The sequence below is a fragment of the Nocardia sp. NPDC052112 genome (genome assembly GCF_040680135.1).
GTDB lineage: Bacteria > Actinomycetota > Actinomycetes > Mycobacteriales > Mycobacteriaceae > Nocardia.
Genome location: NZ_JBFAWD010000038.1, coordinates 21216 through 45754 on the forward strand (window position 1 = coordinate 21216; position 24539 = coordinate 45754).

Genomic DNA, 24539 nt, shown 5'->3' on the forward strand with positions numbered 1-24539 from the left:
TCGCAGCGGGCGCACCGGAGCGGGTCCGGCCGGCTATCGGAGATTTCGGTATCCGCCGAGTCCTCTTATTTGCGAACAAATTGCCGATTTGTACGCCATGTAGTCTGCGTCCATCTGGAAGTTGTAGTCATGCTCTGTCGAAGAGAGGTTGACCGGTGAAACTGATCTGGATGACGGTGACGGCGTCACTTGCCGTTGCCGTGGCGGGATGCTCCGATGACAAGTCGATGCCGGCCGCGTCGAGTTCGTCCACACCATCGGAAACGAGTTCGGTGGGTGCGACACCTGCCGAAAACGAGGAGCCGGGTAGCGGCGTGCGAATTCCGTTGGGCGACACCAAAAAAGTACCGATTCCCGCAGATGTCGTAATGGATATCAAGGTGCCCGTCGACTGGGGCCCGGCGAGCGCGAGCCTACGCTGCGCGGTAACCGACAGCACCGGCCGCAACGAGGACCTCCGTTCCACCGATACGAAAAAGCAGGAAACAATCGGCGGAAAAGAGTGGATGACGCTGTGGACCTTTTCCTCGCCCCCGGGCGCCGAGGTCACGGTGGGATGTAAGGATCCGGAGTCGAAGATCGCCGCGGGCGACGACCGCACGATCTGGGTCATCCCGCGCGGCATCATCCCGCACTGAACCCGTGCGCGGACAATCCACCGCGCGGAAGGTGCGGTGGTGCGCGGCCGCCGGAAATTCATCGGCGATTGATCACCAACCCCAGTAGGCGCAGCGCGAGTTCGGTATCGCCCGCGACGTGCACTCGGTCGATCACATCCGTCGGATCGAGTTGGCGCGTGCCGAGGCGACCCAGCGTGCGCAGATCGGTGGTGACTGTGGCATCGGCATCGCCGAGTTCGCCGGGCGTCACGATGGCCCGCCCGTCGCCGATGACGATGGCCGCGCCGGAACCGTCGATGTGGAACTGGATTGTCGCCCGCATATCCGCGGGCGGGTCGATCAGCGCCGCGAGGAAGACGAGCGTCCATTCGGCGCGGTAGCTCTCCTCGGGCCGTCGTGGTTCGTCGAAGTGGTGGCGCATGCCCCACATGGCAAGGGGGACAAGCGCTGCCGCGAGTTCCCGACCGGCCGGGGTGAGTTCGTACACCTGCGACGCGGCCGGTGGTGGCAGTGTGGTCCGGCTGATCAGGCCGTCGTCGTCGAGCTGTTTGATGCGCGCGGCGAGCAGGCTGGTGCCGATGCCGTCGAGCGCGTCGGCCAGGTCGGTGTAGCGCTTCGGGCCCGCCATGAGTTCGCGCACGATCAGCAGCGTCCAGCGTTCGCCGACGAGATCGAGGCTGCGGGACAGTCCGCAGTACTGGTTGTAGGTGCGCCGCGCCATCGCCATCCTCTTGTTCGAAAACATGGTGTACGTACTTCTAAATCTTATGTTAGCGTCGAATCGGGGGTTGGTCGAACTCAGGAGAGACCCGTGACGACATCGCTGACGAATTCGCAAATCGCCGAACTCACCGCACTTTCCGCCGATATCCCGACCGAAGTGCGCCATCACTTCGTGCGGATCGATGGCCTGCGCATCCACTACGCCGAGGCGGGTGCGGGTGAACCGCTGATCCTGCTGCACGGCTGGCCACAGCACTGGTGGGAGTGGCGGCAGGTGATCGCACCGCTCGCGCAGCGGTATCGGGTGATCTGTCCGGATATCCGCGGCCTGGGGTGGTCCGAAGGATCCGGTGGCGGCTACTCCTTCGAGCGACTGGCGCGCGATCTCGTGGAATTGCTGGATCGGTTGGGTGTGGACCGGGCTCGGGTGGTCGGGCGCGATTGGGGTCTGGTGATCGGATACCGCGCCTGCCTGAACTGGCCGGAGCGGTTCGACCGGTTCGTCGCGCTGGCCGGTGTGCATCCATGGACCATCGATGGCGTGCGGCCCGCGGTATTCACCAGGCCGTGGCATGTCTATGCGCTTGCCGCGCTCGGACGTTCATCGGCACTGCAAGCGGCGCTGGTGCGGCGGAGTCTGCGCGCATGGCGGCACCGGGGGCGATTCAGCGCCGCGGAGACCGCGACCTATCTTTCCCGGATGCGCACACCGAGCGCGCACCTGGCGACCATCGACTTCAATCGCAACGTGCTGTTGCACGAGGTTCCGCATTTCGCGCGGCATTACCGCATGATCCGGCTGCGGGTGCCGACCCTGCACCTCAACGGTGCCTGCGATCCGCTCTCCGACGGCGTACCGGACAGCTATCGCGATTACGCCGACGATATGCGCCTGGAACGGATCCCGGACTGCGGCCACTTCATGCCGGAGGAGCAACCGCAGTGGCTGGCCGACCGGCTGCTGACCTTCTTCGGCTGAGCCGAGAGGCGACGCGGGTAGCCTCGGATTCGTGGCAGAGGTAGTGCCGGGATATCGGGAGCGGCCATCGCGGCTCCCGGGGGCCGTGGTGTGGACGAATACCAGTGCCACCGGTGCCGCGGCGTTACCGGTGTTGCCAGATGGCTGTATGGACCTGCTGTGGAGTAATGGCAGGTTGCTGGTTGCCGGGCCGGACACTCGGGCGTATACGGCCGATGGTGCAGCGGGGACTCGATGGGTCGGAATTCGATTCGCGCCGGGGAGCGCGCCGGCACTGCTCGGAGTGCCCGCGCACGAGTTGCGCGACAAACGGGTCGAGTTGGCGGATCTGTGGCCCGCCGCGACCACTCGGCGGCTCGCGGAACAGGTTGGGGCGGCAGCGGATCAGCCCGCCGCACTGGAGGCGATCGCAATGCGGCGGGCCGATGACAGCGAACCTCCCGATCCGGTATTGCGCCGGATCGTCGATGCGCTGGAAGCCGGATGGTCGGTCGCGGCGACGGCCGAGGCCGCGGGGTTCGGTGCGCGGGTATTGCACCGACGCTCGCTCGCGGCCTTCGGCTACGGACCCAAGACATTGGCACGGATCCTGCGGCTGCAGCGGGCGCTGGCGGTGGCCCGCAGCGGAGTACCGCTCGCGGACACCGCATTTCGCACCGGATTCGCCGATCAGGCCCACCTCGCGCGCGATGTGCGCGAACTGGCCGGAATGCCGTTGCGCGAGTTGCTCACGCGCTCGTAGTGACGGCTCAATCGGACAGTGGGGCGTACAGATCGACGCTATTGCCGTCCGGGTCCAGGATCGTCGCGTAGCGCTGGCCCCAGAAGGCGTCCCATGGTTTCAGTTCGCCGTGGTATCCGGCGTCGGTGAGTTCGCGGTAGACCGCGTCGACCTCGGCGGGGTTCGCGCACTGGAATGCCAGCCCGAGTCGGCCCGCGGTCGTCGGCGGCTGCCAGCCGGGGTGGAACGACTCGATCACGGCCTCGGTATCCAGGGTCAGGCGCATACCGCCGGGCAGTGCGGCCTCGAGATGCCCGTCACCGCCCGCATCGGGGAACTCGAGACCCAGGCGTCGATAGAAGGCGAGCGAGGCGGCCATATCGCTGACGACAATGCCGATGACATTGAGTTGTGGAGTCATATCCGCAGCGTATGCCGCACTTCGGCAGGCGTCTTGAACAAATCGGACTCAGCAGGCGGTGGCCGGGATCAGTTCCGCGATCAGGTTCTCCACCAGGATGCGGATCCGGTCGCGGATCGAGCGCACGATCGCGATGTCCTCGCCGGTCGCATCGGGCAGCATCCAATCGCGGTAGCTGATGCCAGGGAAGAACGGACACGCGTCACCGCAGCCCATGGTGACGACGACATCGGACATGGCAACCGCATCCACGGTCAGCAGCTTCGGTGCCTGGGCCGAAATATCGATATCGAGTTCGGCCATGACCGCGACGGCCGCCGGATTGATGGTGCCGGCGGGCGCGCTCCCGGCGGAGTGCACATCGATGCGGTCACCGGCGAGCGCATCGAGGAATCCGGCGGCCATTTGCGAGCGGCCCGCATTGTGGACACAGACGAACAGCACGCTGGGCTTGTGAGCCATGTGCGGGAATACCTTTCGGGCTGGTGAATCGGAGCGGTGCCGTGGTCGAGAAGTCTGGGCGCAATGTCGGGATTGTCGGGCAACGGCTGCACCGGTCTGCGTCGGAGGGTGCGTGATACGTATACCAGGGCGGGTGGAGTATGTTTCGCGACGAGGGGGGCGTCTTTGCCCGCCAAGGCATCTCGAGGCGGCTCGCGCGAGAGTTGTTGCTGCACGCGGGATATCGACCAAGAAGAAACCGGTCGGTCAGGAAATTGGCATCTTGCCTGGATATGGCGCGGCCCGCGGTGCCGGAGCGGCAACCGCGGGCCGTGGACGCGCGCAGTGTCGGGAGGTGTCACATGGGACGCAGATTGATCACCTTGCGCAGCCGCGCCCGATCGCGCTCGAGTCGCCGTGCCTCGTAAGCGATCGGGAAATAGCGCACTCGCTCCGGCAGCAGCGGCACCGCGCGGGCGATGAACCAGCCCAACGCCTTCAGTTTGCGTTCGTCGGACTCCGACCACGTCAGGCCTAGTTTGCGCCGCGCGGCCGCCGGGGTGGTGCCGACGGTGACGAAGTACTGCAGCCGTCCCACCGGCGCGAACAAGCGTCGCCAGGCCGGTCGCAGTGCGCGCGGCAATTGCCTGGGCGGCGCGATCGACTGGATCACCCGCAGGTAGTCGTGCGCGGTACCGGTCTCCTGCAGGTGGTTCTCCACCATATCGGTGAAGAATTTCTCGAATTCGGTGTAGTTCGCCGGAATCTCCTTGGGTGCCACCAGGAAATTACGCAGGAGCTGCACTGTTTCCTGGTAGTACGCCTCCTTCTCGGCCGGGGTCAGCGGGCGGCGGGCGAAGTATTCGGCGTTCTCGGTGAAGGCGAAGGTGCCGGTATGCAGCACCCAGGCCCAGGGGCCGGACGCCAGCGCCTTGTGCCGGACGCCATCGGGGGTGGTGGTGTTGAGCGAGGCGTGCATCGTGCGCAGGCGATCCGCTTCGGCGATCGCCTCGTCGCCGCCGTAGATCCACATCATCACCGAACCGATGCTGCGCACGGCGCGGCCGAGCGGATCGGTGCGGAAGGTCGAATGTTCATCGACCACGGCGGCGATGGTCGGTTCCATGGTCTGGAGCAGAAATGCCGATCCGGCGGTGAGGGAGAAGGTGATCAAGCCGGTCTCGTCCCACATTCGCGTCCCCGGTGCGAACGGGCGGCGCTGCGGTGCGGTCCCGGAATCGGCATCGAGTGCGGCGGCGGTCATTGCGATCTCCTTTGATCAACCATCCAAGAACTTGAGAGACTTAGTGTAACAATCTCTCATAAACTTGGCTTGTCGACCGATCGCCCCGGGCGCCGAAAGCCCAGCCCGCTGGGCTCCGATGACGCGGCCCCCTAGGCTGATTCGATATGACGACCGACTGGCGCGAACGTGACGGGCGGATCGGCGTCCTCACCGGTGCGGGCATCTCCACCGATTCCGGTATTCCCGACTTCCGTGGTCCCCGTGGTGTGTGGACGAAAGATCCCATCGCCGAGCTGTTGTCGACCTACGACGCCTACCTCGCCGATCCGGAGCTGCGTAAACGTTCCTGGCTGGCCCGCCGTGACAATCCGGCCTGGCAGGCCGAACCCAATCCCGCGCACACCGCGCTGGCCGATCTGGAGCGGGCCGGGCGCACCGTCACGATCATCACCCAGAACATCGATCGGCTGCACCAGCGTGCCGGGTCTTCACCCGGTCGGGTGATCGAAATTCACGGCAATATGTTCGAAGTCGTCTGTGTCGGTTGCGAATACCAGACGAGCATGGCCGCCACCCTGGCGCGGGTGGCCGCGGGCGAGGCGGATCCGCCGTGTCCGGCCTGCGGCGGCATCCTGAAATCCGCGACCATCATGTTCGGCCAGCAGATGGATCGCCGCACCATGACCAAGGCCGCGCTGACCGCCGAGGCCAGCGATATCTTCCTCGCCGTCGGCTCCTCGCTGCAGGTGGAGCCCGCCGCGTCGATGTGCGCGATCGCGGTCGACGGCGGCGCGGATCTGGTCATCGTCAATGCCGAACCGACGCCCTACGACGGCATCGCCACCGAGGTCATCCGCGAACCCATCGGCATCGCCCTCCCGCGCCTGGTCGGCGAGATACTGGCCAGCTGACGAACCCGCGCGGCGAATCAAACAGACCCGAGCACCCGCTCGAGGTAGGCGTTGGTGAAGCGGCCTTTGGGGTCGAAGCGGCGACGAACTTCGGTGAAGCGATCCCAGTCCGGGTAGCGCGACCGCAGCGTCTCGGCGGTTTGGAAGTGACGTTTGCCCCAGTGCGGGCGGCCGTCGTACTTGTCGAAAACCGCCTCGCACGCGCGGAAGTACGGTTCGAAGTCCATGCCGCGGTACTGGTGTACGGCGATGTAGCAGGTGTCGCGGCCGCCCGCGGGGGACAGGAATGCGTCATCGGGGGCGACCCACCGCACCTCGATCGGCATCGGCGTATCGAACCGCGCCGCAAGATCCTTGATCTCGCGGATGGCGGCGACGGAATGTTCGCGCGCGATCGCGTATTCCATCTCGGTGAAGCGAATCAGCCGAGGCGAGGCGAAGACTCGATACGAACGGTCGACCTGGCGGCGGTAGCTGCCCGCATACGCCGCGCCGCGATGGATCCACGGCACCAGTCGGGGCTGGCGCTTGCCGAGTCGGCACAGCGCATCGAAGGCGTAGTTGGACATCAGGATGTCGGCGAACCAGTCGGCGGCCTTGCCGCGCGGCTGTTCCGGCAGGTCGACGGGGTTATTGCGCTTGGTCATCGCCAGCGGGCTGTGCCCGAACATGTAGAACTCGAAATGCTGGTTGCCGTCGACATAGGAGTCCAGATTCGCGAGGACCTCCTCGAACGGCACCGGCCGCTCGACCCCCTCGAGCACGAACGACGGCACCAGTTGCAGGGTGACCGCGCTGACCACGCCGAGTGCTCCGATGCTGACTCGCGCCGCGCGCCAGCCGTCCGGATCGGAAGCCTCGTTCAACTCGACCGTACTGCCGTCGGCGAGCACCAGTTCGATGGATTGCAGTGCGGCCGAGAGGTTCTGCAGCGTCGCACCGGTACCGTGGGTGGCCGTGGCGGTCGCGCCCGCGATGGTCTGCACATCGATATCGCCCAGGTTGGGGAAGGCAAGGCCGAGCGGATGCAGTGCATTGCTCGCGGTATTGAGGGTGATGCCCGCCTCGACTCGAACACGGCCGGTCTCCCGGTCGACGGTGTGGATGCGGTTCAGCTTCGCGAGGTCGAGCAGGATGCCGTCGGTGAGTACGGCATCGGTGAACGAATGTCCCGCACCGGCGACGCGTACAGTCTGCCCGGTGGTGGCGGCGCGGCCGATGATCTCGGCCAATTCTTCGGTATTGCGCGGGGCGGCGATGGCGGCTGGTGCGCACTGCTGATCCCCGGTCCAGTTCCCCCACGAATTGGTCATGCGTCCAACTGTAAGGGCTGGCTCGGACCAGCGCTAGATATGTCCGGCTTTTTGCGTTAGCGCCTGCGGCCTGCGCAGACGAATGACTTGGCCTGCTCGACTTCCTCGTCCGTCAATGGGGGTACCGGAAGCGGTCGACGCGGCGTGTCATCGCTGCGTACGCCGTTGAGTGCGATGGCCATATAGCGCTGCCAGGTATTCGGATTGACCGGCTTGGAGAACTCGGCGAGCGCGTCGACCATATGGATCAGCGCGAAGAAGTCCGAGGGCTCGATATCGGGCTGCAGTGCGCCGGCCTTGCGCGCACGATCGATGACCGCGGCGATGGTCGGCTTGATCTGGTCGCGCAACTGGGCGAAGCGCTCCGGGTCTTCCTCGAGTTCGAGCATGACCTCGCTGAAGCCGCGATTGGTGGCCAGGTGGGTGCAGGCGTACTCGAAGAACTGCACCAACCCCAGCCAGGGATCGGGATGTTCGGCGGCGGCCTCGGCGGCGACCGCGAATTCGCCGACGTTCTGTTCGAAGACCTCGGCGATCAGTTCCTTTTTGTTGGCGAAGCGCCGGTAGACGGTGCCAACGCCGACCCCGGCGCGTTCGGCCACGTCGTCGAGGGTGATCTCCAGGCCGTGATCGGCGAAGAGTTGGCGGGCTGCCTCGACGATGCGCTGCTGATTGCGGGCAGCGTCGGCGCGTAGGCGCCGAGGTGGCGGCACGGTAGTGGCGGGATTCACAGACACATCCTAACAAAAAGTGGGATTAAGCGGAGGAGTTGTCTCCGTTATTGTGATAGCTTAACTCGGTAAGCGGAGATGGTTCCTCCGGATCAAGCCTCGAGACAAAGGGGACACATGACTACCACGTTGGACCGTGGGGCACCCGCCCCCGAGAAAGCCGACTCGGGCCGCCGCGGCTCGCACGCCCTGCGCTGGTGGGTGCTCGCCGTACTCGGCGTGGCTCAGCTCATGGTTGTGCTCGACGCGACCGTCGTGAATATCGCGCTGCCCGCAGCGCAGCAAGACCTCGGTTTCAGCGATGGCGACCGGCAGTGGGTCGTCACCGGTTACGCCCTGGCCTTCGGCAGCCTGTTGCTGCTCGGTGGCCGACTCAGTGACCTGTTCGGCCGACGTAACACCTTCATCATCGGCCTGATCGGATTCGCCGTCGCCTCTGCGGTCGGCGGCGCGGCCACCAGCTTCGAAATGCTGGTCGCGGCTCGCGTCGGACAGGGTGTCTTCGGTGCGCTGCTCGCGCCCGCAGCGCTGTCACTGCTCACGGTGACCTTCACCGAACCGAGTGAGCGCGCCAAGGCCTTCGGCATCTTCGGTGCGGTCGCCGGCGCCGGTGGCGCCATCGGTCTGCTGCTCGGCGGCATGCTCACCGAATGGGCCTCCTGGCGCTGGGTGATGTTCGTGAATCTCGGCTTCGCCGCCGTCGCGCTGACCGGTGCCGTGCTGCTGCTGGCCAAGCATGTGGTCGCCGAGCGGCCCAAGCTCGACATTCCAGGCACCATCGTGGTGACCGCCGCACTGTTCGGCATCGTCTACGGCTTCTCGCACGCCGAGTCGACCAGTTGGGGCAACCCGGTCACCCTCGGATTCCTGATCGGTGGCGCCGCACTGCTCGCGGTATTCGTATGGATCGAGACCCGGGTCGCGAATCCGCTGCTGCCGCTGCGCATCGTGCTGGACCGGACCCGCGGTGGTTCGTTCCTGACGGTATTCGTCATGGGCATCGGAATGTTCGCGATCTTCCTGTTCCTGACCTACTACATGCAGCTGAGCATGGGCTACTCGCCGATCAAGACCGGTCTGGCGTTCCTGCCGATGGTGGCGGGTATGGTCGCCTCCTCGACCACGGTGCCCTCGCTGCTGCTGCCCAAGGTCGGTCCGAAGCTGGTGGTCGCCGGTGGCTTCCTGGTCGCCGCGGTCGGCATGGCCTGGCTGACCCAGATCAGCTTGGACAGCGGCTATGTCGCGAATATCCTGCCCGCCCTGGTCCTGATGGGTCTGGGTCTCGGTGGCGCGATGTCGACCGCCTTCCAGGGGGCGACGGCCGGTGTGCACCACGAGGATGCCGGTGTCGCCTCGGCGATGATCAACACCAGCCAGCAGGTCGGCGGCTCGATCGGTACGGCCCTGCTGAGCACCATCGCCGCCTCGGCCGCGACGGACTACCTGTCATCGCATACGCCGGGTCCGCTGGCCGTGGCACAGGCCCAGATCGAGAGCTATACGACCAGCTTCTGGTGGGCCACCGCGATTTTCGTGGCCGGTGCGGTGATAACCGCATGGCTGATGCCGAATACGGTTCCGGCTCCGTCGGAGGGCGAACCAGTAATCGTGCACTGATCTGTGTTGTCGGCCGCGCGGGCGCGGCGTGTTCGCGGCCCATACTGTCTCGCGTCCGAGCCGTCGAGACTCGCGACTTCGCCGCATGCGCTTCGACGACTCGGACGTGAGACGGGCCGCGAACTCCTCGCTCGTAAACATCTCGCTCCGTGGTGGCCGGATGAGGGGGTCACTCACGGTCTGTCCGAACGGCACTGCGCCCGCGTCATCGTCGACGCGGGCGCAGTGCTGTTTTCCCTCAGCAGTTGCTAGGGGCCGGAAGTCCCGCGAACCGGTCGGACAGATAGGTGAATGCCCGTGGCGCACCAGCGAATATCGCCCCGGTGTGGTCGGTGCCCGGAATCAGGTCGAACAGCATCGGTGTGCCCGCCGCGCAGTAGCGGCCCATCACCTCGCGGGTCAGCCACGGGTCCACCTGATCGTCGGCGCCGTGCCATTCGTAGACCGGAACGCGTGGTACGCCGGGATAGGTCTCCAGGCTGTTCTCGTGCAGGATCCGGATCGTGGTGTCGTCGACGTCGAACATCGAGCCGTTGAAGACATCGTCGAGGTCCTTGTTCGCGCCCGCCACGATGATTTCGGAGGTGCAGGCATTGGCGACTTGGGCGCGCAGTGCCCAACCCTCGGCATTGAGGAACCGCTCCATCGACAGCTGGGCCGGATATTCTCGCTCCAACCCGACCGCGGCCGCGAATCCGAGGCCGAACAGCGGGCTCGGCCGCACTCCGACATCGCGGGCCAGCTTGCCGATATTCACGGGAACCCCGCCTTGCGCGACCCCGACGATCGGCAGCTCCGGCGCATACTCCGGTGCCATTGCCGCCGCGAATCCGGTCGCCATACCGCCGCCCGAGTATCCGGCCATACCGACCGGGCTACCCGCGAGATCGGCTGGTGCGAAACGCTTTACCGCGCGAATCCCGTCCAAGGTGAGCCGACCACCGAGGCGGGCCGCGCCATAGGCGCTGGTCGGTCCGAGGTGGTCGGGAACCGTGACCGCCCAGCCACGAGCCAGCAGCAGATTGAATGCGGGCGCCTCCGGTAGGCCGCCGTCGAAGATGCTGTGCGACGGCGCGCAGTGCATACCGAGCGAATTGACGAACGGCTGATATGAGACCAGCGGCCGGTTGAGTCCGCCACCCGCGGGCAGCAGCAGGGTGGTCATGGCCGCGATGGGATTACCCGCCGAATCGGTCGACCGGTACAGCAACTGCCATGCCGTCGCGCCGGGAAAACGCGCCGCGTCCACCGGCCGACTGCGGATCACATCGCCGGGCTGGAAGTTGCCCACATCCGGTGGCGCCCAATAGAAACTGTCCGGCTCCGGAATCGGATAGATCGCCTGTGCCATGGCGGGCGGTGCGTAGCCGAGTCCGGCCAGCGCGACCGCCAAAGCCGCGACGCCGAGTCGCCGGACCGAAGGTCTCCAGTTGCCACGAACCGATCTGCCGAACAGTTGCTGGCGCCCGCTTTTCGCCCTCTGCCGAGGCGCTTCGGATACCGCCATTCGTGCCGCCATCATCGCTCCCGACCTGTGTCCGTAGGGGTGGGTGGGAACTTCGGCCAAACCTTCCAGGCATTCGTACGTTCTCGGCGCCACCATGTCAACGAACGACGCTGGTCACGGGACGTACTGTCGTCCCGGATGTTCGGCTCGGCCGACCCGACCGTTAGCATTGCGCCGATGACATTCGGCTCGGCAGGAGGTCAGCGCATGGGGCAGCGGGCCCGTACCCCTGCCGTCGAGCCGTCGGTGCTGGTGGTGATCTCCCTGGGCGGTGGTCTCGGCGCGTTGGCGCGCTACGCCATCGGCGTATGGTGGCCCGCGCATCCACACCAGGTGCCCTGGGCGACCTTCACGATCAATGTCGTGGGATGCTTTGCGATCGGAATCCTGATGGTTCTGATCACCGAGGTATGGGTAGCCCACAGACTGCTCCGCCCTTTTCTCGGTATCGGCGTGCTCGGCGGCTTCACCACTTTTTCCACCTACAGCGTCGAGGTTCGTAGACTGCTCGAATCGGGTGCCGCGGTCGAGGCGCTCGGCTATCTCGGGGGGACGGTGGTGGCGGCACTGGGGGCGGTCGTTCTCGGCATGGTTTTGGCGCGGTGGGCTACTGGTACGGCACGACGGATGAGTTGAATAGTGGAGAGCGCGACGGAAGGGGGTCAGGCGATGAAAGATTCACCGACCGGCACTGGTCCGGCGGCAGGACAGTGGCACCCGGCGGCGCGGCTGACGCTGCTGCTCGACGAGGACGACAAGTGGCGGCACGGGCCGCTGTTCCACGAGATCGTGCGGCGCGCCCGCGACGCCGGACTGGCCGGTGCCAGCGTGTGGCGCGGGGTGGAGGGTTACGGCGCGTCCTCGCGTATCCACACCAGTCGGATCCTCGATCTGGCCGAACACCTACCCGTACTGGTGATGATCATCGACGAGGCGGAGCGGTTGCGCGCCTTCATCGAACAGAATTCCGAGGTGCTCGCCGCGGTGAATGTCGCTTTGTCCGAAGTCGAGATCTGGCAGCCGACGCTGGGGGTCGCCCGATGATCGTGGTGCTCGTCCTGGTCGGCGGCATGCTCGGCGCGCCGGCGCGGTATCTCATCGACCGTGCGGTGGTCGCGCGATTCGAATCTCTGCTGCCGCTGGGCACATTGACCGTTAATATTGTCGGTTCGGCGTTGCTCGGTGGACTGATCGGCGCCGGCGCGAACAGCTGGCTGTTGGCCGCCGCGGGAACAGGTTTCTGCGGTGCGCTGACCACATTCAGCACCTTCGGCTACGAGACGATCAGGCTCGCGGCCGAGGGTGCATACGCCTATGCGGTGGGGAATGTGGTGCTCAGCGTCGTGACCAGCCTGACCGCGGTGTTCGTCGCCGCGGCCACTACCCAGTGGTTGTGGACATGATTTTGATGACGAGCCGGGCGCAGCCGACACGGAAGGGAGACCCGAGCATGGCCCATGATCGAGCTGGGCGGTCCGCGCGTCCCACCGACCTGGAGGACATCGCGCGTTTGGTGACGGCCTACTACAGCCGAATCCCGGATCCCGCCGAGCCCGCGCAGCAGGTGGCGTTCGGCACCTCGGGTCATCGGGGCTCCAGTCTGGACACCGCGTTCAACGAGGCACATATCCTGGCCATCACCCAGTCGATCGTGGAATACCGTGCCACGCGGGGGATTACCGGTCCGGTCTATCTGGCTCGCGATACCCACGCGTTGTCCGAACCCGCGTGGACCACCGCGCTCGAGGTGCTCGCCGCCAATGATGTGATCGCGATGATCGATGCCCGCGATCGCTACACCCCGACGCCCGCGCTCAGTCATGCGGTGTTGCGGCACAACCGCGGTGGCGCAAAGCATCAGGCCGATGGCATCGTGGTCACGCCGTCGCACAATCCGCCGCGCGACGGCGGCTTCAAATACAACCCGCCGCATGGCGGTCCGGCCGACACCAAAGCGACCGATGCCATCGCCAACCGCGCCAACGAATTGTTGCGCAACGGCCTGGCCGGGGTCCGCCGGACCACGCTGCGGCATGCGCTGGAGAACTGTGTCGAGCGCTACGACTATCTCGACCACTACATCGCGGATCTGCCGAACGTGTTGAACCTGGACGCCATTCGCGGCGCCGGGATCCGGCTCGGCGCCGATCCGATGGGTGGTGCCAGCGTCGACTACTGGGAGGAGATCGGGCAGCGCTACGACCTCGAACTCGAGGTCGTGAATCCGTTCGTCGATCCGACGTGGCGGTTCATGACGCTGGATTCCGACGGCAAGATCCGAATGGATCCGTCCTCGCGGTATGCGATGGCCTCGCTCATCGCCATCAAGGACGACTATGACATTTCCACCGGCAACGATGCCGACGCGGATCGGCACGGCATCGTCACACCCGATGGCGGACTGATGAATCCGAACCACTTCCTCGCGGTCGCCATCGAATATCTGGTCGCGAATCGGATGGGCTGGGATGCGCTCACCAAGATCGGTAAGACGGCGGTGAGTTCGTCGATGATCGACCGGGTGGTCAGCGTGCTCGGGCGCGATGTGTACGAGGTGCCGGTCGGCTTCAAATTCTTCGTACCCGGATTGTTCAGCGGCAGTCTGGCTTTCGGCGGTGAGGAAAGTGCGGGTGCATCGTTCCTGCGGATGGACGGCACCGTATGGACCACCGATAAGGACGGCATCCTGCTCGCCCTGCTGGCCACCGAGATCGCCGCGGTCACCGGCCAGAGTCCGTCCGCGCGCTATGTCGAACTCGAGAAGCGCTACGGCAGTCCGGCCTATGCCCGCATCGACGCCGCGGCGACTCCGGAACAGAAAGCACTGCTCGGGAAGTTGACACCGGACATGATCACCACGAAGGAGATCGCCGGTGAACCCATCACCGCGGTCCTCACCCGAGCCCGCGGCAACGGCGCCCCTCTCGGCGGCCTGAAAGTCACCACCGAAAACGCCTGGTTCGCCGCCCGCCCCTCCGGTACCGAAGACAAATACAAGATCTACGCGGAGTCCTTCCAGGGCCCCGAACACCTGGCCCAGGTCCAAGCGGCCGCGGAAGAAGTGGTGGGGCAGGCGCTGTCCCGTGAGTGATAGATCGACTGCGGGGTTATCGGGGTCGGCAGGTCCGCTGGGTTCGGCGGATTCAGCGGCGTCGCTCGGTTCGACGGTGCCAGGCGGATCTGCGAAGGCGTCGGGGTCGGTGGAGATGGCAGCGGCGTCGGATTCGGTTGCGGCGGGGGCTGGTTCGAGTGGCGCGGTATCCAGGGCGTTGCCGGTCGAGATCTGGGTGCTGGTCGGTGCGTCGTTTGTCATCGCAGTCGGGTTCGGGCTGGTCGCGCCGGTGTTGCCGCAGTTTGCCCGGGGGTTCGGGGTCGGTGTCGCGGCCGCGTCTGCGATTGTCAGTGCGTTCGCGTTGATGCGGCTGCTGTTCGCGCCGGTCAGTGGGCGGTTGGTACAGCGGCTGGGGGAGCGGTCGGTGTATCTCGGGGGCCTGTTGATCGTCGCGGTGTCGACCGGGGCGAGTGCGTTTGCCCAGAGTTATTGGCAGCTGCTGGTTTTGCGGTCGGCAGGTGGGGTCGGCTCGACCATGTTCACCGTGTCGTCGCTGGCGCTGGTGATCCGGATGTCGCCGCCGGCGCAGCGCGGCCGGGTGTCCGGGCTGTGGTCGACGAGTTTTCTGATCGGATCGGTGAGTGGGCCGCTGGTCGGCGGTGCGCTGGCCGGGCTCGGGTTGCGCGCACCGTTCCTGATCTACGCGGCGGCACTGCTGCTCGCCACCGCGGTTGTCCATGTGAATCTGCGGCATTCGACGTTGGCCGCACCGGAACCGGTGGGTGAGCTGCGGCTCGTATCGTTCCGGGAGGGACTGGCACGATCGGAGTACCGGGCGGTACTGCTGTCGAATTTCGCCAATGGTGCCGCGGTATTCGGCGTGCGGATGGCGCTCGTGCCGTTGCTCGTTGTCGAAGTGCTACATCAGAAACCGGGCATGGCCGGTGTGACGCTCACGATGTTCGCGGCGGGCAATGTGGCGGTGCTTTTCGCGTCCGGCAGGCTCTCGGACCGCTTCGGGCGCAAGCCATTCCTGATCATCGGATCCCTGATCTGTGCGGCCGGGACCGCCGGACTCGGTCTCGCGTCGAACCTGCCCTGGCTGCTCGCGACCTCATTCGTGGCCGGGCTGGGCTCGGGCATGTTCACTCCCGCACAGCAGGCGGCGGTCGCGGACGTCATCGGACCGAAGGCCCGCGGCGGCCCGGTGCTCGCGGGCTTCCAGATGGCGGCCGACCTCGGCACCGTCATCGGACCGGTCGCGGTGGGCGCCGTGGCCCAGCATTTCTCCTACGGCCTCGCACTCGCCCTGACCGGTGCACTGCTCGCCGTCGCGGCCGTCGGCTGGGCACTCGTCCCGGAACCACTGCACCGGCGCGGTGTCGAGTCGGTGGTGGAAGCCGTCGCGGATTGCCCACCGGACCACATCTGCGGCCCTGATGGTGCCGAGCATCTCCGCGTCGACAGCCCGGCGCCCGACTCCGCGCCCCAAGACGACAACTACGCCGCCCGCTGACCTGCTCACCATGTACCGATGGCGGGGGCCTCTCGGCGTTTGCCTGCATCGATGCCCGGTGATCATCGGTTCGGATCCAGCACCCCGTGCGCGGGGTGGGCGGTGGTTGGGGCAGAGTGTTCGGGGTGAGCGAATCGGGATCGAAGTACACGCCGCGGCCGATGTCGAGCGCGACCACATATGCCCTGGGTGGGGTGGCGTTGGCGCTCATCGTCCTGATCGTGATCCTCGCGTTCCGGTGGGGGCGCGACGACGCCGAGATCCGCAATGACGGATATGGGTCGGTGCACAGTGCGGACGTGCACGTGGTCCTGGACCAGAACAACGGCACGATTCTGCTCGGCCGCCCGGATGCGGTGAAGACCATCGATGTGTACGAGGATCCGCTGTGTCCGTCCTGCGGCGCGCTGGAGCGGCTCTACGGACAGGAGATCGCGCAACAGCTGGATGCGGGCAAACTCGCCGTCCGCTACCACCTCGTGACGTTCCTCGACCCGAAGTCGAAGAGCAAGGATTATTCGACCCGTGCGGTGGCCGCGAACGAATGTGTCGCGGATACCGGTTCGGGTCCGGTGTATTCGAAATTCCACGCGCTGCTGTTCACCTCGAAGCAGCCGGGGGAGGGCGGGTCGGATCTCAGCAATGACGAACTCGCCGACATCGCCAAGGAATCGGGCGCCGCACTGGCAGCGGTGCAATGCATCAGCTCCGGCGCGAAGCTCGACGCCGCGAAGATCCACGCACACATGGCACGCGCGGCGCTGACCGATGCCAATGGCGAGGTCGCCACGCCCGCAGTCTTCGACGGCAAGAACAAGATCGACGTGAACAACCACGAATGGGTCGTCGACCTGACGAAGTGATCGTGCCGGGCGGTGGCGCCGCCCGGCACCGAGCACCTATCCGGCGGGTTCCGGTTCGGGCTCACCCTTCGCGATCGCGGCCAGTTCGCGCTCGACGAGTTCGTCGTGCGCCTTCGCCTCCGCGGCCGCTTTCTTCGGGTTCCAGTGTCCGGCCATCAGGAAGACGAACGGCAGGAACACCACCTGCGCGGCCAGGCAGATCCACCACCAGCGTTCCCACTGCTTGGGCGAATCGGCCTGCGCCTGCTGCACTTCCTTGGCGTGTGCGGCCAGATAGGCCTGATCATCGGCCGGGATGGTGCCGACCGACTGCAACTGCGTAGTCGCCTGCACCAATTTGGGCCCGACGGTCGCCGCCACCGCGAGATCGGCGGCCGGAATCTGCTGCACGGCCTGTAGGCGTGCGATCGCCTGATCCACCGGAATGCCGAATTTCTTCGCGACCTGTCCAACAGCCGCCAGTCCGGCGTTCGCATCGGCCGGGTTCGTGGTCAGTGTGGCCAGAGTCGCCGAATCGATGGCCTGCAGCGTCGCCAATTCCTGCGGGTAGCGGGTGTTGAGACCGACGGTGGTCTGGATATCGGCAGGTGTCGCGCCGGTCAGTTTGGTCAGCGCAGTGACCTGTGCGGTCTGATCATTGGGGTTGCGCTGCAGTGCCGCAAGAGTTTCCGTGCCGACGGTCTGGATGGTCGCGAGTTGCTGGGCGTATTTGTGCGCGATCTCCGACAGCCGTGGTCCGTAATTGACCAGCGGCCCGGCCGCGTTCACCACGATCAGCAATCCGAACAGCACCGCGGTGACGACCCCGCGCAGTGTGCCGCCCCACACCGCGAGCCCTACCGCGGTCGCCGCCGGATTGCGCGCTTCGACTGTCTCGGTGAAGCTCGCCATCCAGGTGGAATAGGCAATGCCGGTGCCGACCGCGATCACCACGAAAACCGCTGCGAACGAGTAGTAACCGGTATCGGGCTGATCGGTGTAGCCGATGAACACGTACATGCCGACGATGCTGATGAGCGCGCCGACGATCATGAACGGCTTGCGCACCTTGAGTTTGTCCGACACGATCCCGGCCGACACCAGGGCGATTGCACTGGCGGCCCAATACCAGTTGCCGAGCGCATTGGCCTTGGCCGGACTGAACCCGAAGTTCGTGGCCATATACACCGGTAGGAACGAAACGATCGTGTAGAAGAAAGCGAGGAACAGGCTGATCGCCAATGCCGAGCCGACGATGTCGGGACGCAACATCTGCCGCCACACACCCTGCTCGAGTTCCTTGACATCGAGACCGCGGGCGCGGGCCTCGATCAACGCACGGTCCCGCAATGTCACCATGATCTGGTCGCGCAGCTGCGGACTCAGCTCGCGCAGTCCGACCACCGCGACCACCGCGATGACGAGGCTGATCACACCACACAGCCGGTAGTGGTACTGCCAATCCGGATGCGCGTCGAGCGTGCGGGTGGAGATCTGCGTGGTGACCAAGGCACCGATGACCGGACCGAGCGTCCAGAAGCCCATCGCCGATGCCCGGTCCAGCTGTGGGGAGAAGTCGCGGATCAGTGCCGGTGTGGCCACGAGCACCGCGCCCTCGACAATGCTCACCAGGCAGTACACGACCAGGTACTGCTCCTTGGTGGTCGTCGCGGGCACCGCGAACAGAGTCAGCAGCGAACAGATCACCACCCCGTAGGCGACGATATTCGCCCGCCCCCATCGATCCAGCACGCCCGCGAGCACCGAGGCGACCGCACCGAAGGCGGCGCCGATAATGAAGATCCAGACGAAGTAGGCGAACGACAGGTCGAAGTAGGCAATGAGTTCATTGCCCACCGCGCCGGTGACGAATAATTGGTAATAGAGCGCGATCGAGGCGATGACCACGACGGCCAGGTACCAGGAGCGGGCGGGTGTATCGGGATAGTGCGGTAGCTTGCGTTGCCACAGCCCCGTGAGCAGGGTCGGCGGATCCGCAATCTGGGTCGAGCTCATGGTCGAGATGCCTTTCTAGCCACGGCATTTCGTAAAGGACCTGAACCGTGCGTGGATCAGGACGAGTTGCCGGGTGGACACAGGGTAGTGAGATGGATCACTCCCCGCAGGTGTTTTGGACCATGAGAACGCTCGATATGCGCAATTGGAATATTCGGTACCGACCAGTGGGACGATCGGTTGACGTCGCGGGTATCTCGAGCTGCGGTGGGACCGATGAATTGGGCCGCTGCAGAGCGGGTTTCGCTTCCGATATGGGATAGGTGTCGGTCTAATTGTGTGGTGGTTATCCACCGGGTTGCTGGAAATAGTTTCGTTTTCGACGAGAACGGGGCCCGTGCCTGATGGCACGGACCCCGTCAGGTCTATCCGGTCTTACAGGTAAGCGCCGCACACGGGCCAAGCGCCAGGGCCCTGGGTGGCGAGCACATTCTCCGCGACGCGGATCTGCTCCTCGCGGCTGGCGTTCTCCGGGCTGCCCGAGCCGCCGTTGGCGGCCCAGGTGCTCTGGGTGAACTGCAGGCCGCCGGCGAAGCCGTTTCCGGTGTTGGTGCCCCAGTTGCCGCTGCTCTCGCACTGGGCAACGGCGTCCCAGTTGTGGCCGGAGGCCGATGCGGTGGCGGTGGACAGGCCGAACGGAACGGCGGCGATGGCACCGGCGACGGCGGCGAGACCAAGGGCACGGGTGAACTTGCGGTTCTGAGTCATGTGGATTCCTGGCTGCGCCCGTCCGACTCCGGCGGACTTCCGCCGTGTCCCTGCCCCCAGCGATGTCAGGGGTCCTCTCGAACCGTGGGGCAGGGTTACCGGCGTTCGGCGGTTCGAGTTCGAGCCCTTCGCGTTGATCCGGGCTGCCGACGACGCTAGCGAAGAATTCGCGACAGATCACGCTGAGATAACTTCTGAATTTCCTCGACCTTGGATCGAGTTTTCGTGCATTCACCCAGTTCGAATGCGTAAAAATGTATATATACGACCACTCGTAATAGTTACGTTATGTGTTCGGGATCACTGTGAAATAGTGATGTCCGCCGCGCTTCAGTACCGAGTCCTGGGATGAATGTCCGGTTTCGCTGCCACCTCGATGCACGTCCGGCCGGGTGCGGATGGTGAAGTTGTTATCCGCTGGGGTATTTGTGAAACCTGCTCGCCTCGATTCACGGTCCACAAATCGAGCGATGCGGCAGCCGATGGCTTCCTAGGTGCGCGTGTCGGCCGGTGCCGCGGTGGTGGCCGGCAGGCTCCGCGCCGCATGCACAACTGAGCAATACCGACGTCAAATGCGCTCGGTGACGGTACGCATGCAATCAAGCAAATGAACGCAAACTCCAATGCGGTGCGAACAACAGCGGTCAGGACGCTGTGCGCAGCTGGTATCACTGCTGCACGGCAACGACCGTTACGGGGTGCGCATGGCTGGTCTTGCACGTCGTTCGGGGTGAATCGGGTCGGTGGTCCTTCGTCCCCCGCGCTGGGGCGGGGTCCTGCTGGTCTTGCGTTCCGCTCGGGTTGGGGCGGGGTCCTGCTGGTCTTGCATCGCGCTGGAGTGCATCTCGTGTCTGGCCAGTCCTGCGTCCCGCGGGGGACTTGCCCTGCTGGTCTGCGCTGCGCAGGGAATAGCGCCGGTACCAGGGCACTCGTGTGCTCTGGCTGGGGTGGAATCCTGCCGGTCTTGCACTTCGCTCGGTTGGATCGGTGCCCGATAGGTCGGTCCTATGTGCCGCTTTGGTGCGGTCGGGGATCCGTGTTGCGCCCCGCTTGGCGTGGATCCGCTACCGGGTCCCTCCCGCGTCCCGCTCGGGGCGCATTGGCCCTGCAGGTCTTGCGCTTCGTTCGGGGATCGCGTCCGTGGCCCGTCCTTCGTCCCTGCTCCCGGGCAGGAATCCTGCTGGTCTTGCGCCCCGCTTGGCGGGGAGATCTTGTACCTGGCCGGTTCTGTGTCTGCTTGGGGTGGGATCCGGTGCCTGGCTAGCCCTGCGCCTGTTCGGCGTGGAGCCAGCTGGTCAGCGGCCGGGGAACGGGGCTGCCTGGGGCTTGTCGTCGGGGATTTCGTCTTCGGGTCGGATTCGTCGGAGTTGGCCGTGGACGACGATGTAGCCGTCGAGCGGGTAGGCGATGTCTTCGGCGGTTGGTCGGTCGGCGGGACGAATGGGGATTGCGGGAGGGGTTTCGGGCGGTTCGGATCGGTGGTGGCCGGTGTATGGGCCAACGGGGGCGCCGCTGTCGGTATGCGGAAATAGGTACCGCGCACCCTCGCGGATTGTCGTGTGGATATCGCCGGTCGGCGCGGTCCATTGAAGGCGATCCGGATCGGCGCGCCAGCTGCGCCAGTGCAGTCTTTTGTTGTCCGCCAATGTTTTCAGGCGATGGTGCCGCGCGCAGAGCGTGGCCGGATTGGTGCCGATGCTGCGTCCGCCGCGTTCCGGGCGTCGATGGTCGAAGGGGTGATTGTGGTCCAGCTCGCATTCGGCGGCTGGCATGACACATCCGGGAAAGCGGCACATGCCGTCCACCGCCCGCATCTCGCGCTCCAGTCTCGGGGACGGCCGCCACCGTGTCGTCTCGTCGGTATCGGCCACTCCGTCGTCGGCGTTCGAACCTTCCGGAATGATCTGGAAGCGCGCGTGTTCGGACAGGATCCGAGCGAGCGCCGCATCGATCGGCCCGTATCCGGCCAGAAAAGCCGGTGACTCCTGAATGCCGAGCAGCGTGTCCGCCGGGATTCCGATCTGGATCAAGGGCCTGCGCGGCTGTTCGATCGGCGTACCGAACTTCGGACAACGCTCACCCCGTCCGCAGTGGCATCGCAGCCGACCCGACCCATCCGCCAGCGCCACCAGAGCGTCCGCCCGCCGCTGCGGCATACTCCGCGGATCCGATGCGCACACCTGCATGCTCATCTCGCGCAGCCGCATCGCCACGGTCTGTGCCCCCGGTGCGGGGAGTAACCCGTCGAATACCGCCATGCTGTCCTGCACCGCGCGCAGCCGCACATCGCGCTCGTCCTGCCGCAGTTCCCGTCGCCGCTGCGTGCCGCCGGGATCCAAACGCGCCGCCCATCGCCGTGCCGCCTGCCGCAGCCGCACCGGATTGTTCCGCGCCGCCGCCTCGATCAGCCGCGGCTCCAGCGCGTCCAACACCTCCCTTGCCACGGCCCGGGTGTTGTCCACGATCACCCGCACCTTGGCCAGATCGATCCGTCCCGCCGCGAATGCCGCGCGCGTTCGCGGCAACGAATCCTCCAGTGCCAGACCGATATCGATCAGCGCTCCCGCTGTCCCCTCGTCGACCTGCAGTGCCACCGCCGCCTCGCTGGCGGCGAACTCGCCGGCCCGTACCCCGCCCGGCCCCGGCTCCGCACTCTCGGCCCGATGCCGTCGATACAACTCTCGCACCGCGAACACCTCGGCCGCCTGCGCCACCGCCGCCCGCCCATGTGCCGCCCGCAGGGCCTCGATCAGCCCCTCGTCGGTCATGGCCCCGAAGTCCACGGATGAGAGATCATCGTCATCGAACATGTGTTCGATTCTACGGTCGAACAACCCCCTCCGCTAGCCCCGAATCGAGGCGATTTGGTTGCCGACACGCCAGTGGTGTAACTTCGTTCAGGCAGTCAGGGAAACCCGACCGCAACCCATTCGGGGCTATGGCGCAGCTGGTAGCGCACCACACTGGCAGTGTGGGGGTCAGGGGTTCGAGTCCCCTTAGCTCCACTTCATTTGTGCAGGTCAGGCTCGGTATTTAGGCCGGGTCTTTCTTGTATTCCAAGGTCATCTTGCCAAGTTCTTACCAACGGGTGGGGGAACTGCTCTTCCCGGATCGCCGTCGACGGCTTTCTCGACGGGGTCGAAAATGGCCGACGCGGCGGCGGTCAAACCTTCGTCATAAACCCGGTTGTAGACGCCCGTGGTCATCCGGACGTCGTGCCCGTGCCAGGCGGCGACGGTCGATGCCGGAATACCAGCGTGCAGCATGACGGACACTGAGGGGTGCCGCAGGTTACGCAAGGTGATCCGGGGGAGTTCGGCCGCGATCCGAATGCGGTGGAACCATCCGGTGTAGGTCCGGGGCAAGACGGCATGGCCGGTCGTGTGCGAGCACACGTGCGTGGTCTGGTCCCAGGGCCGGCCGAGCGCGAGCCATTCGCTTTTCTGCCGGATCTTCAACTCCCGCAATGCTGTTGCCACGTCATCGGGCAGCGGCAGAGTGCGGCGCGAGCGTTCCGTCTTGGGGTCGTCCACCGCGTGGTCCCTTGCCCTCTACTTCCACGTGGCTCTGCTCGACGCTGAGCGTGCCGCGCGTCAGGTCGATATCGGTCCAGCGCAACCCGCACACCTCCGAGCGGCGCAGTCCGTAGCAGGACATGAGGAACACGGCCTGCAACCGGTCTTCGCTTGCCTTTGTGGCGAAGGTCTGCACCTGTTCCTTCGTCCAAACGTCCGAGGCGGCGACCTTGGTCGGGCGCTGCCGGGGTGCCTCGACGTATTCGGCCGGATCGCGTGCGATCAGACCTTGCCGAGCCGCGTACTCGGTCACCTGCTGGAGCATCACCAGCGCCAGCCGGACCGTGGCCGGTGCCAGTGGCTTGCCCTTCATCGACCCGGCCTCGAGCATCGTGGAGACCCATTCGTCCACATGGGCTTGCCGCAGTGCTTGGAGCTTCATCGCGCCGAAATCGCGCTTGGCGTACTTCAGCGAATCCCGGTAGTTCCGCAAGGTGTTGGCACGGATATCGCGGCGCGACTTCAGTCAGTCGTCGCATACCTCCGCCACGGTGATGTCGACCCGGCCGACGGCCGCGCATGGTTCGCTTGATCATCTTGATGCGGTTGACGTTGCCTTCAACAGCGCCGCTGTTCCAGTTGAGGGTGAGTCCGTTGCGGACGGCGTCGTAGTCATTGAGCAGCCCGTTGGCGAAGCTGTGCAGGTGGGTGATGTCGGGGTGAGGATTTTCGGGACTTGGGCGGTGATGTCGATGCCGAGTTCGGCCATGGCTTCGATGGCGGTTGGGTTGAGCGTCTCGGAGGGCGCGGATCCGGCGGCGAACCTCGATCGCATCGCCCGCGAGATGGGTGAGGAAGCCTTGGGCCATCTGCGAGCGTCCGGCGTTGTGGACGCAGACGAATAGGACGTTGGGCTTGGAAGACATTGCTGTGGTGGGCCTTTCAGTCGGTGTGACCGTCAGTGATCGGTGATGTCGAGTTCGGTGAGCAGGGCGCGGACGCGGGATTTCGATTTGGTCGCGGCTGCGGACGACCTCGAGGAGCTGGTTGTCGGGGTCGGGCAGTTCCCAGTTCTCGTAGCGGCGTCCGGGATAGATGGGGCAGGCGTCGCTGCATCCCATGGTGATGATGACGTCAGCGGCGTGCAGGATTTCCTCGGTCCAGGGCTTGGGGTATTCGCCTGTGATATCGACGCCGATCTCGGCCATGGACTCGACCGCGACGGGGTTGACCTGGTCGCCGGGCTCGGAGCCGCCAGACCAGGCGACTGTCCCAGGCGAGCTGGGCGAAGAAGCCCAGCGCCATTTGGGAGCGTCCGGCGTTGTGGGTGCAGAGGAACAACACGGTCGGTTTCCCGGTCAGCGCCTTGCCTTCGACCTTGGCCAGGGCTTGCAGGCGCTGGCGGGCGAAGCGTTCGGCCAGCAGCGGCAGGAAGTTGAGAACTGTGGCGCGGGAGGCGAATTGGTCGTAGGAGGAGTGCAGGAACTTCTCGATTGTTTTCCAGGCCGAAGGTGTCGGCGAACTCGTCCTGTAATCGTGCGGCGGCGGTCTTGAGCGCCAGCTGCTGGTCGATGGTGAGAGTGGCGCGCAGGGAGACGGAAAGCTCGGTCGGGTGCTCGGTCATTGAGGGCTCCGTGAATCGGTGAGAGGCGTGGCGTGG

The 24539-nt window shown here is 65.6% G+C and carries 23 protein-coding genes, 1 tRNA gene and 2 pseudogenes; 12 read left to right on the top strand and 14 right to left on the bottom strand.

The window, feature by feature from the left end; translation table 11 throughout:
* Positions 1-155: 155 nt before the first annotated feature.
* Complete coding sequence (locus tag AB0L58_RS39775) at positions 156-638, top strand: hypothetical protein (RefSeq protein WP_364395890.1); 483 nt, start codon at positions 156-158, stop codon at positions 636-638.
* A gap of 58 nt (positions 639-696) precedes the next feature.
* On the opposite strand, the gene AB0L58_RS39780 is transcribed toward AB0L58_RS39775, so the two are convergent.
* Positions 697-1341: a winged helix-turn-helix transcriptional regulator gene (locus tag AB0L58_RS39780; RefSeq protein ID WP_364395892.1), complete on the bottom strand. Its 645-nt coding sequence runs from the start codon at positions 1339-1341 to the stop codon at positions 697-699.
* A gap of 90 nt (positions 1342-1431) precedes the next feature.
* Here AB0L58_RS39780 and AB0L58_RS39785 point away from each other — a divergent pair, with 90 nt between their 5' ends.
* The gene (locus AB0L58_RS39785) at positions 1432-2322 is read left to right on the top strand and encodes an alpha/beta hydrolase (protein ID WP_364395894.1); all 891 of its coding nucleotides are present in this window, start codon (positions 1432-1434) and stop codon (positions 2320-2322) included.
* Positions 2323-2353: 31 nt separating this feature from the next.
* A complete protein-coding gene (locus AB0L58_RS39790) occupies positions 2354-3064 on the top strand; it encodes a helix-turn-helix transcriptional regulator (RefSeq protein WP_364395896.1) in 711 nt (236 codons plus the stop codon).
* Positions 3065-3071: 7 nt separating this feature from the next.
* Here the strand turns inward: AB0L58_RS39790 and AB0L58_RS39795 are convergent, their stop codons facing one another.
* From AB0L58_RS39795 to AB0L58_RS39805, 3 genes are all read right to left on the bottom strand, one after another.
* The gene (locus AB0L58_RS39795; protein WP_364395898.1) at positions 3072-3464 is read right to left on the bottom strand and encodes a VOC family protein; all 393 of its coding nucleotides are present in this window, start codon (positions 3462-3464) and stop codon (positions 3072-3074) included.
* A 48-nt stretch (positions 3465-3512) separates the two neighbouring features.
* Complete coding sequence (locus AB0L58_RS39800) at positions 3513-3926, bottom strand: arsenate reductase ArsC (RefSeq protein WP_364395900.1); 414 nt, start codon at positions 3924-3926, stop codon at positions 3513-3515.
* 337 nt (positions 3927-4263) lie between these two features.
* On the bottom strand, positions 4264-5169 hold the full coding sequence (locus AB0L58_RS39805; RefSeq protein ID WP_364395902.1) for an oxygenase MpaB family protein: 906 nt from the start codon (positions 5167-5169) through the stop codon (positions 4264-4266).
* Positions 5170-5315: 146 nt separating this feature from the next.
* Between AB0L58_RS39805 and AB0L58_RS39810 the strand changes: the two genes are divergently transcribed.
* Positions 5316-6062, top strand: a complete 747-nt coding sequence (locus tag AB0L58_RS39810) for a Sir2 family NAD-dependent protein deacetylase (protein WP_364395904.1) — start codon at positions 5316-5318, stop codon at positions 6060-6062.
* A 17-nt stretch (positions 6063-6079) separates the two neighbouring features.
* Here AB0L58_RS39810 and AB0L58_RS39815 read toward each other — a convergent pair whose 3' ends face one another.
* A complete protein-coding gene (locus tag AB0L58_RS39815; RefSeq protein ID WP_364395906.1) occupies positions 6080-7375 on the bottom strand; it encodes a D-arabinono-1,4-lactone oxidase in 1296 nt (431 codons plus the stop codon).
* Between the two features lie 56 nt (positions 7376-7431).
* Positions 7432-8106, bottom strand: a complete 675-nt coding sequence (locus AB0L58_RS39820) for a TetR/AcrR family transcriptional regulator (protein WP_364395908.1) — start codon at positions 8104-8106, stop codon at positions 7432-7434.
* A 117-nt stretch (positions 8107-8223) separates the two neighbouring features.
* On the opposite strand from AB0L58_RS39820, the gene AB0L58_RS39825 reads away from it, so the two are divergent.
* On the top strand, positions 8224-9723 hold the full coding sequence (locus AB0L58_RS39825) for an MFS transporter (protein ID WP_364395910.1): 1500 nt from the start codon (positions 8224-8226) through the stop codon (positions 9721-9723).
* A 238-nt stretch (positions 9724-9961) separates the two neighbouring features.
* On the opposite strand, the gene AB0L58_RS39830 is transcribed toward AB0L58_RS39825, so the two are convergent.
* Positions 9962-11074: a lipase family protein gene (locus tag AB0L58_RS39830; protein ID WP_364395982.1), complete on the bottom strand. Its 1113-nt coding sequence runs from the start codon at positions 11072-11074 to the stop codon at positions 9962-9964.
* A 333-nt stretch (positions 11075-11407) separates the two neighbouring features.
* Here AB0L58_RS39830 and crcB point away from each other — a divergent pair, with 333 nt between their 5' ends.
* The 6 genes from crcB to AB0L58_RS39860 all read left to right on the top strand — a co-directional run bounded on the left by crcB (position 11408) and on the right by AB0L58_RS39860 (position 16661).
* Entirely contained in the window at positions 11408-11866 is a 459-nt protein-coding gene (crcB, locus tag AB0L58_RS39835) for a fluoride efflux transporter CrcB (RefSeq protein ID WP_364395912.1), read from the top strand.
* Between the two features lie 33 nt (positions 11867-11899).
* Positions 11900-12274 carry a DUF190 domain-containing protein gene (locus AB0L58_RS39840; RefSeq protein ID WP_364395914.1) on the top strand — a complete coding sequence of 125 codons (375 nt, stop codon included), beginning with the start codon at positions 11900-11902 and terminating at the stop codon, positions 12272-12274.
* Positions 12271-12633 carry a CrcB family protein gene (locus AB0L58_RS39845; protein WP_364395916.1) on the top strand — a complete coding sequence of 121 codons (363 nt, stop codon included), beginning with the start codon at positions 12271-12273 and terminating at the stop codon, positions 12631-12633. The genes AB0L58_RS39840 and AB0L58_RS39845 overlap by 4 nt, the downstream gene beginning before the upstream one ends.
* Before the next feature lie 47 nt (positions 12634-12680).
* Positions 12681-14321, top strand: a complete 1641-nt coding sequence (gene pgm / locus AB0L58_RS39850; protein WP_364395918.1) for a phosphoglucomutase (alpha-D-glucose-1,6-bisphosphate-dependent) — start codon at positions 12681-12683, stop codon at positions 14319-14321.
* A gap of 115 nt (positions 14322-14436) precedes the next feature.
* Positions 14437-15798: an MFS transporter gene (locus tag AB0L58_RS39855; RefSeq protein WP_364395984.1), complete on the top strand. Its 1362-nt coding sequence runs from the start codon at positions 14437-14439 to the stop codon at positions 15796-15798.
* A gap of 161 nt (positions 15799-15959) precedes the next feature.
* Positions 15960-16661: a thioredoxin domain-containing protein gene (locus AB0L58_RS39860; RefSeq protein WP_364395986.1), complete on the top strand. Its 702-nt coding sequence runs from the start codon at positions 15960-15962 to the stop codon at positions 16659-16661.
* Positions 16662-16697: 36 nt separating this feature from the next.
* On the opposite strand, the gene AB0L58_RS39865 is transcribed toward AB0L58_RS39860, so the two are convergent.
* The 3 genes from AB0L58_RS39865 to AB0L58_RS39875 all read right to left on the bottom strand — a co-directional run bounded on the left by AB0L58_RS39865 (position 16698) and on the right by AB0L58_RS39875 (position 22174).
* Positions 16698-18656 (bottom strand): MFS transporter, encoded by a 1959-nt coding sequence (locus AB0L58_RS39865; protein WP_364395921.1) that lies wholly within the window; start codon positions 18654-18656, stop codon positions 16698-16700.
* Positions 18657-19031: 375 nt separating this feature from the next.
* The gene (locus AB0L58_RS39870; protein ID WP_364395923.1) at positions 19032-19364 is read right to left on the bottom strand and encodes a transglycosylase family protein; all 333 of its coding nucleotides are present in this window, start codon (positions 19362-19364) and stop codon (positions 19032-19034) included.
* A gap of 1295 nt (positions 19365-20659) precedes the next feature.
* Positions 20660-22174 carry a DUF222 domain-containing protein gene (locus AB0L58_RS39875; RefSeq protein WP_364395925.1) on the bottom strand — a complete coding sequence of 505 codons (1515 nt, stop codon included), beginning with the start codon at positions 22172-22174 and terminating at the stop codon, positions 20660-20662.
* Between the two features lie 122 nt (positions 22175-22296).
* Between AB0L58_RS39875 and AB0L58_RS39880 the strand changes: the two genes are divergently transcribed.
* Positions 22297-22369: transfer RNA gene (locus AB0L58_RS39880), tRNA-Ala, on the top strand.
* A 57-nt stretch (positions 22370-22426) separates the two neighbouring features.
* Here AB0L58_RS39880 and AB0L58_RS39885 read toward each other — a convergent pair.
* From AB0L58_RS39885 to AB0L58_RS39900, 4 genes and pseudogenes are all read right to left on the bottom strand, one after another.
* Positions 22427-22897: a tyrosine-type recombinase/integrase gene (locus tag AB0L58_RS39885; RefSeq protein WP_364395927.1), complete on the bottom strand. Its 471-nt coding sequence runs from the start codon at positions 22895-22897 to the stop codon at positions 22427-22429.
* Complete coding sequence (locus AB0L58_RS39890; protein ID WP_364395930.1) at positions 22845-23372, bottom strand: hypothetical protein; 528 nt, start codon at positions 23370-23372, stop codon at positions 22845-22847. The genes AB0L58_RS39885 and AB0L58_RS39890 overlap by 53 nt, the downstream gene beginning before the upstream one ends.
* A gap of 222 nt (positions 23373-23594) precedes the next feature.
* Positions 23595-23805, bottom strand: a pseudogene (locus tag AB0L58_RS39895) (heat-shock protein HtpX); the annotation flags it as partial.
* A gap of 32 nt (positions 23806-23837) precedes the next feature.
* Positions 23838-24503, bottom strand: a pseudogene (locus AB0L58_RS39900) (arsenate reductase ArsC).
* Between the last annotated feature and the right edge of the window lie 36 nt (positions 24504-24539).